This window comes from Alishewanella sp. HH-ZS (assembly GCF_001704375.1).
GTDB classification, from domain to species: Bacteria; Pseudomonadota; Gammaproteobacteria; order Enterobacterales; family Alteromonadaceae; genus Alishewanella; species Alishewanella aestuarii.
Genome location: NZ_LZEJ01000054.1, coordinates 1 through 18,560, shown reverse-complemented (window position 1 = coordinate 18,560; position 18,560 = coordinate 1). Strand labels below are relative to the sequence as shown.

Sequence of the window (18,560 nt, the reverse complement as noted above, 5' to 3'; positions counted from 1 at the left end):
TCATATAGTGCTGTGGATAAGTTTCAAAAAAACGGGAATAAAATAGTGTTTTGATCCGTTACCTCGGTGTCAGTGTGACAAAAAGAGGAAACGATCATGAAAACTGTATTTAAACCATCATTAATTGCTTTAGCCTGTTTTTCTACCCTGGCGCTGGCGGATGTTAGCCTGAGTGTCAGCACTCAAACATCGGCTCAAACCGCGATGTCTGCATCTGCTGGCCAGGCGCAAAGCGGTTCTGCCAATGCGCAAGCCAGCCAAAGTAGCAATACCCAGGCCTCTGCCACTGCTTCGGTCAGCACACCCAATACCCTGCCTGGTGCTGACTCCGAGCCAGCAGATGAAGAAACCGTTGCAGTACCTACTACCATTGCCGGTAACGCCGATGCAGCAACCGACACCAACACTGAAAGTGAAGGTGAGCTGGCACTGGGCTTAACCGACCTGCTGGCAGACAAAGCTATGCCACAGCCGGCTCTGCCTGAGCTACCCACTGCCACGGTAACCGAGGCGGTAGCCAGTATTGATGCGGCCAGCACCGTTGCCAATGCGCTGACGGTGAGCTCTCAGGTGCAAGGTTTGGCGTCAGGCAGTGCAGAGGCCGCTCAACAAACGGCCGGGGCCGTTACTGCGAATGTCAGCCAGGCAGTGCAACAGCAGGTTCAGGGTTCAGCCAACCAGTTGGTGCAGCAAGCTGCCAGTGCTGAAGTGCTGCAAAACGTCAATCAGGCTGTTAACGCTGAAGTCTCGAACACCGTTCGGAACAGCCTGCGGCTGACCACCGGTCTGTAATATGCGCCGGGCCCTGCCCGCTGCAGGGCTCGCTTTTGCAGGAGTATTCCCATGTTATGCTTTCGCCATACTTTGCCCGCTACCGCCCTGCTGAGCCTGCTGCTTACCCCGGCGCTGGCGGCACAAACTACCGAGTCCGCCGCACCGGCCTGGGGTTTTTCCGCTAAGGTGCGGGCGGGGTTAGAATATCAATCTAACGTCAATGTCAGTGAATTAAACCAAGCCAGTGGCCGCTCCGATAATGCCCGTTTGCTGGAAGCCGATGTCAATGCCAGCTGGCAAGCCACTGATAAGCTACAAGTGTTTGCTGGCTATTCGCTGCAGGATAAACAGTATCAAAATGCGGACGACTATAATCTCAGATTGCAGCTGGCCTTTTTAGACAGCCAGTATCAATTGGGTGCCACCAGCTTAGGCATCAACCTGTACCATGCCGATGCACGCTTGGCGTCTGCTCCCTTTTTAACCTTAACCCAAAGCAGTCTCTACGCGATGCACAGTGCCAGTGATACCTGGTATCTGCGCCCGGCACTAATACTTGGCCAAAAGCGTTTCGATAATATCAATGGCCGTGATGCCCAAACACGTAGCCTTAGTGCCGACAGTTTCTGGTTTAGTGCTGATGGTCAGCGCTTTATCAGCTTGGGCCTGCGTTACGATTGGGAGGCCGCCGACGCCACTGAGTTCCGTTACCAGGCACCGGCCGTGCAACTGAAAATGTCGACCCGCTTTACCGCCTGGACCTTGCCGCAGCAACTGCAGTTTGGCGCCCGTGTCGCCCGGCGCCAGTATCAGAGCCATAGTGTGGCCAATACTGCAGCTGCCCGTAACGACTTGCAACGTCAGCTGGATCTGCAATGGCAACTGGGGCTGTCAGAGCACTTTGCCCTGATCAGCAAACTGGAGTTCGGTGATTTTCAGTCCATCCTCGATAGCGCAGATTACACCGAAAGTCGCGGCTCACTGTCGCTACAACTCAGTTTCTAGCGGCGGTTCGATCACCCCGTGCCCCGTTACCGGATCTTTACCCGGCTCGCCAAGGTCGCGGGCCTGCTGCATCAGTAACTGATACACCTGCTGATGCGTTAATTGCGGCTGTGCGGCCCGCCAGCAAGCCACCGCAGCACTGACGACCGGTGCTGCCAAAGAGGTCCCACTTTGTGGCTGCACCTGACCATTGGCGGTCAGTGCTGCTACTCTTACCCCGACGGCGGCGAAATCGATATAGTCGCCCTGATTAGCCCAACGATAGGGAGTCATATCCGGTGCCACTGCGGTTACTGCAATCACTCCCGGATAGGCCGCCGGATATAAAGGGGTTGCCGCAGGGCCGCCATTGCCGGCAGCCGCCACCAAACTTAGTCCGCGGGCCTGTAATTGTTGGATCAGTAACGCCAGCACCGGGTTATCAGGCCCGGTCAGACTGAGGTTAATCACCTGCAGCGGCTGACTCGCCAGCCAGTCCAGTGCCGTCAGCAAGTGCTCTAAACTGGCGGATTGCTGCACCGCATTGCTGGCATAAAAAGCCGCGGCACTGTACAACGTTAATTGCGGTAATAACGGCGTGATCGCCGGGTCGCGCGCCGCCAGCAAACTGGCCACCGCCGTACCATGGGCATAACTGGCTGCCAGCTGTTCAGGTAAAAAGCGCCGCGCCACCAGATTAAAGTGCCCGCTTTGCACGGCCAGCGCAGGCAACTCAGTATTAATATCGGTATCGACCATTCCCAGGCTGACCGGCCAATCGCACATACTGGCCTTACTCTGAGCCGCGGCCTGCGGCGCTGCGGTGCTGGCTTGCTGCTGCGGCTGGTACAAATGATTACGCCCACTGTAACGCAGTAGCTCGGCACTAAATTGCTGCGCTAATGCAGACGCCGAATCAAGGGCAGCTGGCACCTTTAATGTCACTAACGTTAGCTGCAAAGCGGGTAAAGGCTGTTGTCGCTGCAGATAACCGGCCAACTCAGGCCAGCGCTGCAGCAAAGCCTGCCACTCGTCTGCGGTTAGCAACAATAGCCACTCGCGTTCTATGGCACGAAAGCCCTGCTCCACTTCAACTTCGCGCCAGAGTGGTTCACCGCTTAGGGTCAGGATGTCCTGTACCGCCGGTAGCTGCAGTGGGTCGGGCAAGGTCGCCAGCGCGGCCAATTGCTCGCGCAAGCGCTGCTCGGCAAGCTGTTGTTGCAGTTGCTCAGTTTGCCGCAACAACTCGCCGGTGGGTTGCTTTAAGGTATCAACCAGAGGCGGCGGCAGCTCAGGGGGGCGCACTACCTGCCCTGGGCTGACAGCAGGCAAACCGGCCAGAAACAGTGCTGCGACTAAGGTTTTTTTCATCAACACACCTCTTTAACTTGCATAACTTGTATCATGCTAACGGCTGGTGTCAAAAAAAATTCCCTGCTGCTGGAATAAAAGGTCAACCTCAGCCGTTATCCCGGTAAAAGGAGAGCGCTTATGACCAAAGCTGACTTACAATTACTACTCCCGGCCTTACGCCGCTTTGCCTATTCGCTAACGGGCAGCCGCGCTGATGCCGATGATTTAACCCAAAACACTCTGGTCCGTTTGCTGGACTACCCAACACCCGATGGTGTGCCAGCGGCGCAGTGGGCCTTTCGGATTTGCCGTAATTTATGGATAGATGAATACCGCGCACGGCGCGTAAGGCAGACGGCCCAGCCACAGGTAGAGTATGAAACCCTGACCGAAACCGATGGCGAAGCGCAGCTATTAAATGATATTCAGCTGACTCAGGTTGGTAAGGCCCTGGATACGCTACCGCCCGAGCAGCGTGAAGTTTTATCGCTGGTGGCGGTGGAAGGGATGAGCTATCAGGAAGCGGCCTCAGTTCTGGCGATCCCGGCTGGGACTATTATGAGCCGGCTGGCCAGAGCGCGGCTTGCCATCGCCAACAAGTTAAAATTACCCGGGGGGCTGACATGCAATTAACCGATGAACTGTTATCTGGCTTTCTGGATGCCAGCCTATCCGAAGCTGAGATGGCCCTGGTGCGTCAGCAGTTGCTGGAAGATGAAAGCTTAGTGGATCGCCTCGCCAGCCTGGCCATGGTGGATGTGCTGGTGCAGCAACATGCCAGACAAATTGAGCAAACGCCTATTCCTGAGGCGATCACCGCACTGCTGCACGGCGCAACAACGCCTGAAACGGCAGAGGTGATTCCCTTTCCGTGGTGGCGCCGCGCCAGTCAGCAGCTTCAACGCCATGCCGCTGCCGTCGCTTGCGTGGCACTGCTTGCCGGCTATGGCGTAGCGCAATGGCTCCCCGGCAGTGGCAATAGCTTCGCCACACAACTGGCGGTCGCCCTCGATAGCACGCCAAGTGGCCATCAAGTGCAGGTGCAGGATCAGCAGTTAACGCCACAACTGAGTTTTATTAATCACAGCGGAGAGTTTTGCCGCTACGTCAGCCTGCAGAGTGCAACGCAGCTTACCGAAACCATCGCCTGTCGTACCACAAACGGCTGGCAGCAACAGGCCAGTATCACGGTGGCACAGCACCGTCAGGCCGGCGGCTATCACACCGCCAGCGCCGCCCTGCTGCTGGATCCGATGCTGGACCAATTAATGGCAGGGCAAGCATTAGATGCAACGGCTGAACAGCGATATTTAAAATCACCGCTCGGAGGTAATGATGAGTAAGGTGTCCTTTTTAGCAAAACCTTGGCTGTTACTGGCGGTGTTATTGCTCGCCGCCTGTAGCAGCAAACCGGATTACCGGCCTGCACTAAACGGCGGTTTCGGCTATACCGAACAGCGCATAGCCGATAATTTTTACCGGGTCAGTTTTAAAAGCCGTGGCGAGGATCGCGAGCGGGCCAAAGCTTATGCGATGCAGCGTGCTGCCGAACTTACTGCTGAGCGAGGGTTCGACTGGTACCTCGTGGTTGAGCAGGAAACGCTGCGGGAGCGGCAACGCGATAACAGCAGCCAGCTTGGCGTTAGCTATCAGCAGGATACGGTGCGCGACTGCTCATTGCTGGGCTGTCGCACCCGTACTGTTCATCGCCCGCAATATGAAGCCGGTATCGGCCTGGATAAGCGTAATGAGGTCGAGGTAGTGCTGCAGATCAGAATGGGTAAGGGCGTGATGCCGGAACGTGGCGCTTATCCGGCAAGCGTACATCGTCACTAACCCTTGTTGTCGCTGCCGGAATGGCGAGCTCTGACCAGGCTTGTAAATACCGCACCGGAGCGCCCTCACGGCTTGGAAATAACATAGGCAGCCAGATTGGCGTAGCGCAGCACTGCGCCAGCTGCATTTTATGCAATGCTTTTTCCGTTTAATTTTTGCACAAAGTGCGGAATTTTTTCATTAGACGCTAGCGCATTTTTTGACCAAATTATGACTCCCAAGCTAACCCAACAGGTGCCATATGACCTCGCCATTCGTACTGACAGTACATAAAAACTTTGCCTTTAAATTGAAGGAAGCTGGCTGCGACCCGCAGCAAATTGCATCGCATTTACAGGAAGTGTTACTGGAAGATGAAGAAATTACGCAGATCATTCAGGAACTGAGTAGCCAGCCGGAACGCTTTAGCTCCCGCCAGGATTTCGCTTAATTAAAATAATGAAAAATGTTGGGGGCATTTGCCCCCAACCAAAACCACTTGGGTAAACATCCAGGAAGGAAGTAGAGGTAACCACTACTCTGCTTATGTTATCCCTACCCCATGACCTTTTTGTGACACCTCAGTGGCAGTTCCATGAACTTATCCACCGCACTCCGGTACCGGTCTGACCAGTACACACACAGGCGCGGTAAAACGGTCATGTCCCCAGCAGCGTCAGGCTTTGGTAAAACGGGGTACCGGTTGCGCCGGGTCAAAGCGTTTACCCTGCTCCAGTTGCTCAAAGATCCACAATAGCTGGCCAACCTGTAATCTGACCTGACCAGTCACTACCATCACCCCACTGACATAGGCACGAAAAGTACTCCCTAATCCGGCTGCATCCGCTTCCTGCAATGCCTGACGCAATACCTGATCATGCAGGGTTTTATGAGCATGACGGCGGGCATGTTGGTAGGCATGCCGCTCAGCCCAAAAGCTACCCAGCGTCTGATAAAGCGCATACAGTACTGCGGTACAGCACAAGGCTGTTAACAGAATAAACATTTCAGCCTCCTTTGGCGTGGCTATGGCAAATGACCCTTACAACCAGATACGTTGCTGATGCAAAGTTAGACCGCTCTCTTCTGTGTTAGTGCAACATCGGTTAGCATAGCCCTCTTGACGTCTTATGAGTAATTGCAGTGCTTTGGATCCCCTTTACCTTGCTGGCAGCCTTTATGCAGGCCTGGCGCAATGCGTTTCAAAAACAGTTGAGTAAAGACGTCAGTGTCGCTGGCGTGACGCTGGCACGCTTTATCTGGGCTTCGCCACTGGCAGCGTTGTATCTGGCGGGTCTTTATCAATGGCAACCCGTGGCCTTGCCTACCTTCAACCACCGCTTTGTTTTTTTTATTGTCGGTGCCGCTGTTGCGCAAATTATTGCCACCGCCTTAATGGTCAAACTGTTTAAGTTGCGCAACTACGCCATTGGCGCCGGATTGGCGAAAAGTGAAGCCATACTGGCTGCGATCCTGGGAGTCGCCTTTTTTAGTGAATCGCTAAGTTTGCTGGGTTGGGTCGGGGTACTACTGGGTGCGGTAGCCGTATTCTTGCTAAGCGGCGCCAGCTGGCGACAGCTATCGTGGCCGGTGTTATTACTTGGCATCAGCAGTGGCTTAAGCTTTGCGCTAACCTCGCTTTGGGTGCGGCAAGCCAGTTTGGCGCTGGGGCTACCTTTCCCACACGGTGCAGCCTGGGTGCTGTTGGTGGTGATTTTACTGCAAACCCTGATCTTACTCAGCTATCTGCTGTGGCGCGAGCGCAGCACCTTGCTGGCTCTGTGGCAACGCCCGCGGCTGACTCTGTTGATCAGTATCAGCAGCTGCATCGGCTCAATTGGCTGGTTTACCGCCATGAGCCTGGAATCGGTCGCGTTGGTAAAAACACTGGGCCAGGTCGAAGTGTTGTTTATGCTGCTGATCTCCGCCTTTTTCTTTAAAGAAAAGCTGCAACGAACCGATCACGGTGGCCTGGCTCTGATAGTCCTGGCAGCCATCGCAGTGATGTGGGCTTAGGGTTTGCGGTTAGCAGTAACGGACACTTTGACCATACTGCTAAACACCCCATCCCGCTTGATCAGACCGTGATAGAGCGCGGCAATAATGTGCACCACAATAAGCAGCACTAACAGCAGTGCGGCCCAGCCATGAATTTCGCGCAACAGGCCATATAACGCTAAATCGGTATTGAGCAAGGATGGCAGCGACAATCCAAACAGCTCCAGCGGGCGACCGGCTGCATTTTGCATTAAATAACCGGACAACGGCATTACAATTAACAAACCGTAAAAGCCAAGTTGCGTGAGTTTCGCTGCAAGTTGCTGCAGTTTCGGCACACTATCCGGCAACTTTGGTGTGCAACCAGAAGGATTCCAGATAAAACCAGTTGCCAAAGGTGCGCCCGGCCAGCATCGCCACCACTTCGCCGTTCGCATTAAGTTGTTTTAAACCCAAGGCCTGGCGCTTGCTGGCATCCCAATGCTGCGCATTAAACTCGGCAATTTTTTGTTTCGCCTGCTCAGCAAAGTCGCTGCTGTTATCAACGATAAAATGGGGCATCTGACACCAAGTAATTGTAATAAGTGCGGGAGTGTAGTGGTAATATCATCCCATTTTTAATTATCATCCACACCAAATCTTTATGAAACGTACTGCTGTTGCTTCACTACCTGAATTAGAACGCGCGCTGCTTATTATGATGGCCTTGTTACAAGAGCCCATGGCACAAAGCAAATGGTTAGATATTATCCGGCTAACCGGAGCCAGAGGGGATAGCGGTAAAGCCTTAACGTCTGCCGATATCAAAGCTGCGCTGCAAAACCTGAAAGCACAGGGCTGGGTTCAGCAAACTGCCAAAGAAGGTTATCAACTCAATACTCAAGATAATCTTGCCACATTATTTAACGTATTTAGCTACGTCCAACAACACAGCCAGAGCATGGCATGGCAGCGTCAAGCCAGGGATTGGATCAGCCGCAATCACCGCAGTTATTATGTTAAACAGCAGCGCAGCTACTACCGCCGCCAGATGTGGCTGGATATGTTACAAGGCAACTATCCCAACCTGTTGCATCATAGCGATGGGTATTTTGATACCGAGCCCGATGGTGGCCTTTACCCGTTATGCTTTATGACCGATCCGGCAGATGGCAGCGCCTTTTTCAGCGCCATGCCACTGGAAATACAGCACTCTGTGATACTACATAGTATGCTGACGGCGCTCTACCGCTTACCCGATTGTCCGCATTTATATCAAGCAACTGAGGCGTACCTGCAGCGCGTACCGCATGATAGCGATGTGGCACAACTCTATCATTGGTATCTGCTACTTACCGACCAGCTCCAAACCAAGGCCCCGGATCTTGGACAATACTCAGGCTTTCTGCATAGTGCTATGCTGGTGTTACAAGGCAAAACCACCGAGGCCGTTAGTGCGTTAGAAAATCTGGAGAAGCAACTTAAAAAACATTTGGGTAAACGTAAACTTCAGATCCGACATCTTGACGGCTGGTTTGCGATGCTGGCGTATCTGGGATCTGCCACTCCGGAGAGTCATAAACGCCTAAAAGCACAAGTCAAAACCGGCTTGCAACTTAACGACGGCATCTGCTACCAGCAATGGCTGCGCTTGGTTGATGAGTTAGAACAAACGTCCACCAATCACTATCGCCCGGACTGGGAGCCGGATATGATTCCGTTTGGTTTAGATGGCTTATTCTACATTTTGGCGCTGTTTTGGCAGGATGCCTTGTCAGAGGTCATTGAAACTAAGCTACTAAGGATGCGGGAGTTATATCAGGCCCGCGGCTATAGCTGGGTTGCCGCCGAGCTGGATGCCGTCATTGCGGCTGCCTATGGGCAAAACCGCTTATGGCCAGACTGGCACCAACAACGGCAACTGCAGCCCCTTTGTCAGTTAATGCAAAAAGAAGCACAATGGCAGCGCGCGCTTAATGCGTTAAATTTGCTCACCCAAAACACAAAAAACACGTCATCTGATAACCAAAGTAGCCGCTTATGCTGGTTTGTGCAGGCTAATAATTTTTACACCAGCATCGAGCCGCGCGAACAAAAACGCAATGCTAAAGGGCAATGGTCGGCTGGCCGCGTAGTCGCGCTAAAGCGTTTGGCTCAGGAAGATGACAAGCTCCCCTTTGTTACTGCAGCAGATAAAAAAGTGATCGCCTGTATTGAGCCGATGTATCAGGGGTACTATGGCGCGCTAAATTATGAAATTGATACTGAAAAAGCGCTACGCCAGTTAGTGGGGCACCCATTAGTGTTTTGGGAGGGTAAACCGGATACACCCATTCAGGTTGAGGCCGGTACCTTTTACCTGCAAGTAAAACAACATCAGCAACAGTACCAGCTTAGCCTGGAACCGGAAGAAGCGGCATATAGCGACCAAAATTGGCAGCTGGCCGGGCCGAATAAAATACTGGTTTACGACTTTAGCCCGCAGATTACGCAAATAATGCAAATTATTGGTCCGGGATTAACCGTACCTGCTGCCGGAAAAGAACTATTGCTGGCCACGGTGAGTAAATTAGCGCCCAGCATCCCGGTACAAGCCGATGCCGTTAGCCTGCCAAGTGCACTAAAAGCCATAGCACCCAACTCGACTTTGCAACTTTACTTATCGCGTTACCAGGATGGCCTGAGGTTACAGCCATTGGTGCAACCACTAGATGGTGGCGCTTTATTTAGCCCCGGCAAAGGCAATGCCTTGCTGGTAGGTGAGCAGGCTGGCGAGCCAGTGCAGACAGAACGCAACCTGAAAGCAGAGCAGCAGCATCTGGCGACGTTGAATTTAACCTGTCCCAGCCTGCAGCAAAGCGAATTTGATGGCAGCCAATGGCTCCTGCCCGAGCCAGAACATTGCCTGGAATTATTAAGCGAGCTACAGAATTTACCTGCCGAGCACTTTAGCCTGGTCTGGCCTGAGGGCGAACCCTTTAGAATCACGAATAAAGCTGATACACGCGATTTTCGGATGAACATTCGCCAGCAAGGCCAATGGCTGGAGATAGAGGGTGAATTAGTCTTAGACCAAGATAAGGTACTTTCATTAAAAACTTTACTGGAACTGGTACAACAAACGAGTAGCCGTTTCATTCCCCTTTCCGATCAGGGCTACCTCGCACTGAGTGCGGCATTCCGAAAACAGTTAAAAGATATCGCTGCACTGGCGAACCCAGGCAAACAAGGTGAGCTAAAACTAAGTAGCTTCACGGCACCTTTTGTTGCCGAGCTTACACAAGACGCGCAACACGTTAGCAGCAACAAAGCCTGGCAAGGGCAAGTTAAGCGGCTACAGCAGATGGAGAAATTGCAGCCAGCGTTACCAAACACCTTGCAGGCAGAGCTTCGTGATTATCAATTACAGGGCTTTCAGTGGTTAGCTAAGTTAGCACATTGGGGCGTTGGCGCATGCCTGGCGGATGATATGGGGCTCGGCAAAACCCTGCAAACTCTGGCACTGTTATTACAACGTGCCGCAGAAGGTCCTGCGCTTGTTGTGGCGCCTGTGTCGGTTGCCAATAACTGGCAAACTGAGGCTGCACGTTTTGCCCCAACCTTAAAGATCCACTGGTTCTATGATAACCGTGATCTCACTACCGTCGGTCCCTTTGATCTGGTGATCTGCAGCTATGGCATGCTGCAAAATAACTCTGAGCAATTTACTGCTGTGCAATGGCACACACTGGTACTGGATGAGGCACAGGCCATTAAAAACGATAGCACCAAGCGAGCGAAAGCCGCGATAGCACTTAACGCTGATTTCCGGCTGGCACTTAGCGGCACACCAATAGAAAACCATCTTGGCGAACTGTGGAGCTTATTCAATTTCTTAAATCCAGGCTTGCTGGGCAGTAAGGAGCAATTTAACCGACGCTTCGCTACACCGATTGAAAAGGGTGACATTGAAACCCGCGCCCTATTAAAGAAACTACTTAGCCCCTTTGTGCTGCGCCGTACCAAAACTCAGGTATTAACCGAGTTACCATCGAGAACCGAAATCACCCTAGCGGTTGAGCTTAGCGACGATGAGCGCCATCTATATGAAGCGTTACGCCAACAAGCAATAGAGCAACTTGCTAATACCGAGGGCGGCCAAGCGATGCAAGTGCTGGCTGAAATTATGAAGCTGCGCCGTTTTTGCTGTAATCCCAGCCTGGTCGTGCCGGATTATAAGTTAAGCAGCAGCAAGCTACAGGTATTTGCAGAAACCTTAACTGAAATTCTGGATAACCAGCATAAAGTGCTGGTATTCAGTCAGTTTGTTGATCATCTGGCACTGGTGCGGCAGTATTTGGAACAGCAACAGGTTCGCTATCAATATCTGGATGGCAGTACGCCGGTGGCCGAACGCCAAAAACGAGTCAATGCCTTTCAACAAGGCGAGGGCGAGGTGTTTTTGATTAGTTTAAAAGCGGGAGGTTCCGGCTTAAACCTGACCGCAGCGGATTATGTGATCCATCTTGATCCCTGGTGGAACCCGGCAGTAGAAGATCAGGCATCAGATCGTGCGCATCGTATTGGCCAAACCCGGCCGGTAACCATTTACCGGCTGGTAACTGAAAACACCATCGAGCAAAAAATCTTGGCATTGCACCAGCAAAAACGCGAGCTCGCCGATTCGTTGTTAGAAGGTGGCGATATGGCAGCACGTTTAAGCACCGAGCAATTACTGCAGCTGTTGCGGGCGCAATAGCCTAGATGCAATGGCGGTTTTGTTAGCAGCGGCTGGCCGGTGCGCTGGTCGCTATTAATGCGCTACTGGCTTATAGAAATTGTCGCGCTATGGCAAATGGGAGTGTTCGGCGTCAACTATTTTGGCCGGTTCGCGTCCATTATGTTAATCATGCCATCCTATCCACCAACCGCTTTATAGTCTTAAGTTCAAGTCGCATCGATTCGGCGACACGCCTGAAATCTGGGGATATTTCAACATGATTGGCTAAGTCATCCCAAAACCGCTCAGCCAGGATATAAGCTTGTCGCCAGTGTTTGCCTTGAGCAATCGCGTTAATGGTTAAGTTATGGTGAGATGCCATAGCGCCACTGCGTAAAGGCGCAAAGGCCATAGGTAACATATCGTATACAGGTGCCAGAGTAAGCCCCCCCTCTGCTGAGTAGAAAAAAGATAAGTTACCGGTATGCATATCTGTATTCGCAATCAAACGGCCGAAACACCAAATCACGGAGATTGTATCTGCCTCTTCAGCAGTGATATGTCTATCCTGCTGCAAATGCATCGCTATCACTGGCCACTCCGCTGGCTTGCCGACAAATTGCATCTCTACCATACGCAAGGAGACCAGACCTTTGCGTCCGATCTCGCCTATTCGGTCAAAACGCGCACAACTTAAAAATGTGCGTTGTTCACGCCTGACAATTTTAGAACAGGTTGCTGGAATGCCATCATTCGCTAAGGTGTTTAAAGCAAGATGCTCTGCCACCAATAAATCAGCCCAGCGCTGACTGTTCGCGTTGATAACCGGTTCAGTGAACTTAACCAGACGGTGTTTACCATCAACAAAAGCGCAAAACTTAGGTTGCTCGCCACCGGCAGAAGAACCCACTACTTCTCCTGACATGGCATGCTCTGCCAGCATCACAAAATCACCTTCAGATCTTGCTATCGGTTCATGCTGTAGCCATTCCTGATAACTTAAGGTCCCGATCAGTAAGTTTCCCGGTGTATCACCTTTGGCATGCAATAACGCGTTAAAAATATCCTGATCTTTCCAGTAAGTAATATCTTCAGTGTCAACAATCTCTCTTCTGAAAAGCGCCTTGGCGAGATTTCGGCCGAGAAACCCCTGAGGTCTTAAATCTTGCATCCACCAAGGTAAATCATCGTAGTAACAAAACTCGGCGTGATGATGTGTATTTACAATGTAGCCTCGCGGCATCACTGCGACCATAGTGCCAAAAAGCTCTGCTTGGCCAGCCTCAGTGACTCGATAAAGTGGTAACTCAGCGCCTGTTCCCTTGCGTAAATAATAACGTGTAGAGCGGGCACGGCCTGTCGTAACGAGTTGCTTTTCAAGTCGCTTCAGATGACGTGTCACCGTTGAACGATCGCAACCACAAAAGCTGGCGATTTCGCTTGAACTTGCAGGTTCACGCCGTAAAAAATCAACAATTGCATCAATAGCTGAGCTAGGCATATTTCTTTAAAACTCTTAATTTCAGTGTCCTATAAAAGCTTACCACAATTACCGCATCAATATTTGCATCAATAATTAGTAAATTTATAGCTGACGTATACCTTCAGAGTTTAGCTACCTTACGAAATCAGACGTTAAATTTAAGGATCTCACTAGATGGAAAAATACCGCAGGCAAAAACAACGTATCGTCTTTGTTCATAAGCAAGTTGAACGATATCTGAGAGAGAATGAAGAAATGACAATTCCAGAAGCATTAGAGCAACTTTACTTAACCAGAGTTGCCCCGCTAAGTCTTAGGATGAAATATTAGCTTATTTTGCCTACTAAGTTTTAGACATATTAAAACAAGCAGAGATCAAAAAACCTGGTTAAGTTTGTTTCATGAAAACTGAATGGTCACCAGATGGTCACAAGGCACAAAAAAACCACTTAGCTTTCGCGTAAGTGGTTGATTTATATGGATCACCCGTCAGGATTCACTCGTATCATCCTGATACTCGCCCCAGAGGGGCCAGCTTGCGCTGTTCCAATTTGCTCCAGGCAAATTGGTGTCGAAGAAGGTTCAAATCTGCGAGTACCACAAAACAAAAAACCGCCAAATGGCGGTTGGTTGTTTGTTTTGGCGCACCCGTCAGGATTGACTCGGTACATCCTGTACCTCGCCCTGCGGGCGTTGCTACGCAACGTCCAAAACGGCTTTCCTGCCGTTTTGTCGAACGACAGGCTCTCATCCGACAAGGTCCACAAACGAAAAAACCGCCCTATGGCGGTTTTGACGTTTGGCGCACCCGTCAGGATTCGAACCTGAGACCTCTGCCTCCGGAGGGCAGCGCTCTATCCAGCTGAGCTACGGGTGCATCCAGAGCGCGCATTATAGACAGCCTTGCGGCGTAAGTCTATTGTATCTGTGTTGCTTTTTTAGGCGAACAGACGCGCTGGCATTTGAATATCGGTGCAACTGCCTATAATCTGTACTTTGCTACTGCGGTCAGGACACGCCGGCTTATGAAAACCCCACTGCCCCCTCTGAATACCTGGCAACGCTTACTGTTGGTACTGCTAACACTGGCTATGATTGCCGGTGTCGAGCTGTTACTGCGTAATGAGCAGGCGCGGCTCAGTGCCCTGAGTCAGCAACAACAATTGGCGGCAGCGGATCAGGTGCGAACCCGGCTGGAAAAAGAGCTGAATATCCCTTTGTACCTAACGGCCAGTTTAGCCAGTTACCTCACGGCCAAATCCGGACAGTTAGAAGCACAGGAGTTGGATATCCTGCTGGCGGGTCTGGTCAGGCAATCATCTTATATCCGCAATATCGGTATCGCCCCCGGCAACCGTATTCAGCATGTCTATCCGCTGGCCGGTAATGAGCAGGCCATTAATCTGTATTACCCCGACTTACCGCTGCAATGGCCGGCGATCGCCAGTATGATTAGTAGCCGCCGGGCGCTATTGAGCGGCCCTTTGGATCTGGTACAGGGTGGCCGTGGCTTTATCTATCGCTATCCACTGTATCTGGAAGATGGTAGCTACTGGGGCATTATCAGTACCGTGATTGATTTGGCACCAGTTTGGCAGCTTTTGACCAACAGTGCCAAAGAGTTAGGGATAGAGGTTGCGCTACGCGGCCTGACGACAGAAGGCGAAGTAACACCAGCATTCTTTGGCGAGCAGCAACTGTTTAACCCGCGTAGTTTGCAGTTAAATGTGGCGATCCGCGGGGCTGAGTGGCAAATGGCGGTAAAAGAAGCCCCGGTTACCGGTAGTCGCCTGACGTTGCTGCGGCTTGGTTTATATGCCACTGCGCTCTGTATTTTGTATCTGCTCAGCCGCTTGCTGGCCACAGTATACCGTTTGCGACAAAGCCGTGATGCGCTGACCGAGAGCGAGCAGCGGCTACGCAGTATTTATGACAATGTACTGGACGGCATTATCACTGTCGATCGCAGTGGCCGGATCCAAACCGCTAATAGCGCCTGCAGCCGGATTTTTGGCTACAAAGCCGACGCCTTGCTGGGGCAAAAATGGAGCTTTTTACTCGCCAATGCCCAGCAAGTTGAACAGCAAATTGAACAGCAGGTGCAGCAGACGAACCCGGAGCAGCAACAACTGGAATGTCAGGGTTTGCGGGCCGATGGTCAAAGCTTCGAATTGCTGTTGTTTCATACCCCGATGCCACAGGCACACTATTATAAACTGCTGGTACTGCGGGATATTACCGAGCGCAAACGCATCGAGCAGCTGCAGAATGACTTTGTTGCCACTGTCAGCCATGAGCTACGCACGCCACTGACTTCAATTAATGGCGCCCTGAGCCTGGCGGTAGGTGGCGCTTTGGGCCCGTTATCGACGCAGCAGCAAAAAATGCTGGAGATTGCGCAAAACAATTGCCGGCAATTGCATCAGTTAGTTAACGACTTACTGGATTTTGAAAAACTCAGTAGCGGTAATATGCCGTTAAAAATACTGCCCTTTGACCTGTTACCGCTACTACAGCAACTGAGCCAGCAGCTGGCAAGCAGCCAGCAGCGGCAATTCGAACTCACAGCCGATGCCGCCACTTATCCGGTGCTGGCCGACGAAGCCCGGGTGCGCCAGGTATGCCTTAACCTGCTCTCCAACGCCCTGAAATTTGCTGAGCCGGATACACCTATTACCCTGCAACTGCTCAAGCATTCACAGCAGGTGGAACTGCAGGTGGATGATATTGGCAAAGGAGTACCGGCGGCCTTTGAGTCAATGCTGTTTCAGCGCTTTGCTCAGGCCGACAGTGCCAGTAGCCGTGCCCAGAGCGGCACCGGTTTAGGGCTGGCGATTAGCAAGCAGCTGATCGACAAAATGCATGGCGACATTGGCTATCAGCGCCTGGCCAGCGGCAGCCGCTTTTTTATCCGTTTGCCGCTGGCAAACAGCTAAAACCGGCATTTTCGGGCTAAAAATTTGCACTGCCGGGGCTTTTGTCTTAATTTGTTGGCACTTGGTTGCAAACTGCCGTGCCAGCCGCGGTTTTTACGGCATACTGCAGCATTGTAACCCGCCGCCCTGCGGTACCGAAAACAATAACTAGCCGAACTATCCACGGAGATAAGAAATGCGTAAAACCCTGCTTGCTACTGCCATTGGTGCAGTGCTGTCGCTCAGTGCCTGCTCTGACAATACGGCCCCTACTCAACAAGCTAATCAGGCTGCCGCGCCAGCCGTTGCCGAGGTGACAGTGACTAACCCTTTTTTCAAAAAGAGCACCTTACCTTTTGAAGCACCAAACTTCGCTGAAATTAAAGACGAGCACTTCCTGCCAGCCTTTGAAGAAGGCATGAAGCAGCATATGGCTGAAATTGAAGCCATTGCCAATAATCCGGAGCCCGCCACCTTTGAGAATACCTTTGTGGCGATGGAAAAAAGCGGCGAGCTGTTAACCCGAGTATCACGGGTGTTTTATAACCTGACCGGCACTGACAGCAACGAAGAGCGTCGCAAAATTCAAAGCGAGCTGGCGCCGCGTATGGCTGCTCACTCAGATAATATCAGCCTGAACCCGGCGTTATTCGCCCGTATCGAAAGCGTGTATAACGCCCGTAACGATCTGGGCCTGGATGCTGAATCCAAACGTCTGGTTGAAGTGTACTACGAGCGTTTTGTCCGTTCTGGTGCCAAGCTGAGCGAAGAGCAAAAAACCGCTATTCGCGCCCTGAACGAAGAACACTCTACCCTGACCAACAAGTTTGGCCAGAACTTGCTGGCGGAAACCCGCAATATCGCCGTGATCGTCGATACGGTTGAAGAGCTGGATGGTTTATCACAGGCACAAATTACTGCTGCGGCCAATGCAGCCAAAGAGCGCGGCCATGACGGTAAGTTTTTACTGAACATCACCAATACCACGCGCCAGCCAATTTTAACCTCGCTGAATAACCGCGAACTGCGCCAGCGCGTATGGGAAGCTTCAGCAAACCGCGCCCAGTCAGGTGAAAATGACAACACGGCTATCGTTGCCCGCTTAGCTCAGTTACGCGCCGAGCGCGCCAAGCTGTTAGGTTATGACAACTGGGCGGCCTACACCCTGGAAACCAATATGGCACAAACCCCGCAAGCGGTTTATGACATGTTAGGTTCTATGGTTCCGGCTGTAGTAGCCAATACCCAGCAAGAACAAGCCGCCATTCAGGCGATGATCCGCGAAAAAGGCGGTGATTTTGAAGTACAGCCGTGGGACTGGGAATACTATGCTGAATTTGTGCGCCAGGCGAAGTACGATCTGGACGAAAACGAAGTGAAAAAATACTTCGAATTTAACCGGGTATTAAAAGACGGCGCTTTCTACTATATGAACCGCTTCTATGGTATCCGCTTTGAGCCACGCCCGGATCTGCCGGTTTATCACCCGGATGTGGAAGTCTATGAGGTGTTTGACGCCGACGGTAAGAGCATTGCCTTGTTCTATGCTGACTACTTTGCCCGCGAAGGCAAACGTGGCGGTGCCTGGATGAGCTCTTTCGTTGGTCAATCACACCTGACAGGTCAGAAGCCAGTTGTGGTAAACGTGATGAATATCCCGAAAGCGCCAGAGGGTGAACCCACACTGATCAGCTATGACCACACTACGACCATTTTCCATGAGCTGGGCCATGGTGTGCACGGTATCTTCTCAAACGTGAAGTACCCAACACTGGCAATGACCGCCGTATCACGCGATTTCGTTGAATTCCCGTCAACCTTCGAAGAAGATTGGGCGCAACATCCGGAAATTCTGGCCAACTATGCCAAGCACTACCAGACTGGCGAAGCCATTCCGGCCGATCTGTTGGATAAAGTTATGCGGTCACGCAGCTTTAACCAGGGTTTCGATACGCTGGAGTATATCTCTGCGGCCCTGCTGGATATGGACTGGCATACGCTGAGCGCCGATGCCCCGCTGCAGGATCCAAAAGCCTTTGAAGCGGCCTCGCTGAAAAAGCATGGTGTGGATCTGAACGCAGTACCGCCGCGCTATAAAACTAACTTCTTCTCACATTCTATGGGTGGTGGCTACTCAGCCGGTTACTATGCCTATATGTGGAGCGAGATCCTGGCCGCTGACGCCTTTGCCCATGTGCAGAAGAATGGCGGTCTGACCCGTGAGAACGGTGATCACTACCGCAAGAACATTCTGGCGGTGGGTAACTCACGGCCAACTATGGAGTCTTACAAAGCCTTCCGTGGTCAGGAACCTACTACCGATGCGCTGTTAATCCGTCGCGGCCTGAAAACCAAGATTGATTAATACCCCGCCTAAACCGCAGCACTGTGCTGCGGTTTAGCAGCATAAAAAAAGCCTCAACTGTTATATATAGTACATTGAACTATGTATATTGTGTATTAAGGCAGAGAAATCTGCCTTTTTATTTGACAACAAACGCTTTAGCATTATAGTGTATTGTATGTTTAATGTGTATAAAGGAATGAACCTTGTCATCGG

General features: G+C 51.7%; 15 protein-coding genes and 1 tRNA gene. 10 read left to right on the top strand and 6 right to left on the bottom strand.

The genetic code is table 11. The features are described from left to right. Positions 1–96: 96 nt before the first annotated feature. Together A9165_RS15230 and A9165_RS15225 are read left to right on the top strand one after the other, a co-directional pair. Positions 97–792 carry a cell wall anchor protein gene (locus A9165_RS15230; RefSeq protein ID WP_065956519.1) on the top strand — a complete coding sequence of 232 codons (696 nt, stop codon included), beginning with the start codon at positions 97–99 and terminating at the stop codon, positions 790–792. 51 nt (positions 793–843) lie between these two features. Continuing rightward, entirely contained in the window at positions 844–1,779 is a 936-nt protein-coding gene (locus tag A9165_RS15225) for a surface lipoprotein assembly modifier (RefSeq protein WP_065956518.1), read from the top strand. Here the strand turns inward: A9165_RS15225 and A9165_RS15220 are convergent. Further along, the gene (locus tag A9165_RS15220; RefSeq protein WP_065956517.1) at positions 1,762–3,129 is read right to left on the bottom strand and encodes a S8 family serine peptidase; all 1,368 of its coding nucleotides are present in this window, start codon (positions 3,127–3,129) and stop codon (positions 1,762–1,764) included. The genes A9165_RS15225 and A9165_RS15220 overlap by 18 nt on opposite strands. A 120-nt stretch (positions 3,130–3,249) precedes the next feature. Here A9165_RS15220 and A9165_RS15215 point away from each other — a divergent pair, with 120 nt between their 5' ends. The 4 genes from A9165_RS15215 (at position 3,250) to A9165_RS15200 (ending at position 5,377) form a co-directional block, all read left to right on the top strand. Beyond that, positions 3,250–3,744: an RNA polymerase sigma factor gene (locus A9165_RS15215; protein WP_008985285.1), complete on the top strand. Its 495-nt coding sequence runs from the start codon at positions 3,250–3,252 to the stop codon at positions 3,742–3,744. Further along, on the top strand, positions 3,735–4,454 hold the full coding sequence (locus tag A9165_RS15210) for a hypothetical protein (protein WP_065956516.1): 720 nt from the start codon (positions 3,735–3,737) through the stop codon (positions 4,452–4,454). The genes A9165_RS15215 and A9165_RS15210 overlap by 10 nt, the downstream gene beginning before the upstream one ends. Beyond that, positions 4,447–4,947: a hypothetical protein gene (locus tag A9165_RS15205; protein WP_065956515.1), complete on the top strand. Its 501-nt coding sequence runs from the start codon at positions 4,447–4,449 to the stop codon at positions 4,945–4,947. The genes A9165_RS15210 and A9165_RS15205 overlap by 8 nt, the downstream gene beginning before the upstream one ends. Positions 4,948–5,188: 241 nt before the next feature. Beyond that, entirely contained in the window at positions 5,189–5,377 is a 189-nt protein-coding gene (locus A9165_RS15200; RefSeq protein WP_008950880.1) for a hypothetical protein, read from the top strand. Positions 5,378–5,602: 225 nt separating this feature from the next. Here A9165_RS15200 and A9165_RS15195 read toward each other — a convergent pair whose 3' ends face one another. Continuing rightward, positions 5,603–5,932 carry a hypothetical protein gene (locus tag A9165_RS15195; protein ID WP_008609456.1) on the bottom strand — a complete coding sequence of 110 codons (330 nt, stop codon included), beginning with the start codon at positions 5,930–5,932 and terminating at the stop codon, positions 5,603–5,605. A 137-nt stretch (positions 5,933–6,069) separates the two neighbouring features. Between A9165_RS15195 and A9165_RS15190 the strand changes: the two genes are divergently transcribed. Continuing rightward, positions 6,070–6,942, top strand: coding sequence for a DMT family transporter (locus tag A9165_RS15190; RefSeq protein ID WP_008609457.1), 873 nt, complete (start codon positions 6,070–6,072; stop codon positions 6,940–6,942). Here the strand turns inward: A9165_RS15190 and A9165_RS15185 are convergent. Both A9165_RS15185 and A9165_RS15180 read right to left on the bottom strand, forming a co-directional pair. Next, positions 6,939–7,361 carry a cytochrome b gene (locus tag A9165_RS15185; protein ID WP_255365745.1) on the bottom strand — a complete coding sequence of 141 codons (423 nt, stop codon included), beginning with the start codon at positions 7,359–7,361 and terminating at the stop codon, positions 6,939–6,941. The two genes, A9165_RS15190 and A9165_RS15185, sit on opposite strands and share 4 nt — an antisense overlap. Next, positions 7,264–7,485 carry a hypothetical protein gene (locus tag A9165_RS15180; RefSeq protein WP_008609459.1) on the bottom strand — a complete coding sequence of 74 codons (222 nt, stop codon included), beginning with the start codon at positions 7,483–7,485 and terminating at the stop codon, positions 7,264–7,266. Before A9165_RS15180 ends, A9165_RS15185 begins: the two co-directional genes overlap by 98 nt. A gap of 82 nt (positions 7,486–7,567) precedes the next feature. On the opposite strand from A9165_RS15180, the gene A9165_RS15175 reads away from it, so the two are divergent. Beyond that, positions 7,568–11,641, top strand: coding sequence for a DEAD/DEAH box helicase (locus A9165_RS15175; protein WP_065956514.1), 4,074 nt, complete (start codon positions 7,568–7,570; stop codon positions 11,639–11,641). 148 nt (positions 11,642–11,789) lie between these two features. On the opposite strand, the gene yjjJ is transcribed toward A9165_RS15175, so the two are convergent. Then, positions 11,790–13,103, bottom strand: a complete 1,314-nt coding sequence (gene yjjJ, locus A9165_RS15170; RefSeq protein ID WP_065956513.1) for a type II toxin-antitoxin system HipA family toxin YjjJ — start codon at positions 13,101–13,103, stop codon at positions 11,790–11,792. A 782-nt stretch (positions 13,104–13,885) separates the two neighbouring features. Then, a tRNA-Arg gene (locus A9165_RS15165) sits at positions 13,886–13,962 on the bottom strand. A gap of 148 nt (positions 13,963–14,110) precedes the next feature. On the opposite strand from A9165_RS15165, the gene A9165_RS15160 reads away from it, so the two are divergent. After that, positions 14,111–16,021: a PAS domain S-box protein gene (locus A9165_RS15160; RefSeq protein ID WP_065956512.1), complete on the top strand. Its 1,911-nt coding sequence runs from the start codon at positions 14,111–14,113 to the stop codon at positions 16,019–16,021. Positions 16,022–16,196: 175 nt separating this feature from the next. Next, positions 16,197–18,365, top strand: coding sequence for a M3 family metallopeptidase (locus A9165_RS15155; RefSeq protein WP_065956511.1), 2,169 nt, complete (start codon positions 16,197–16,199; stop codon positions 18,363–18,365). Positions 18,366–18,560: the final 195 nt, after the last annotated feature.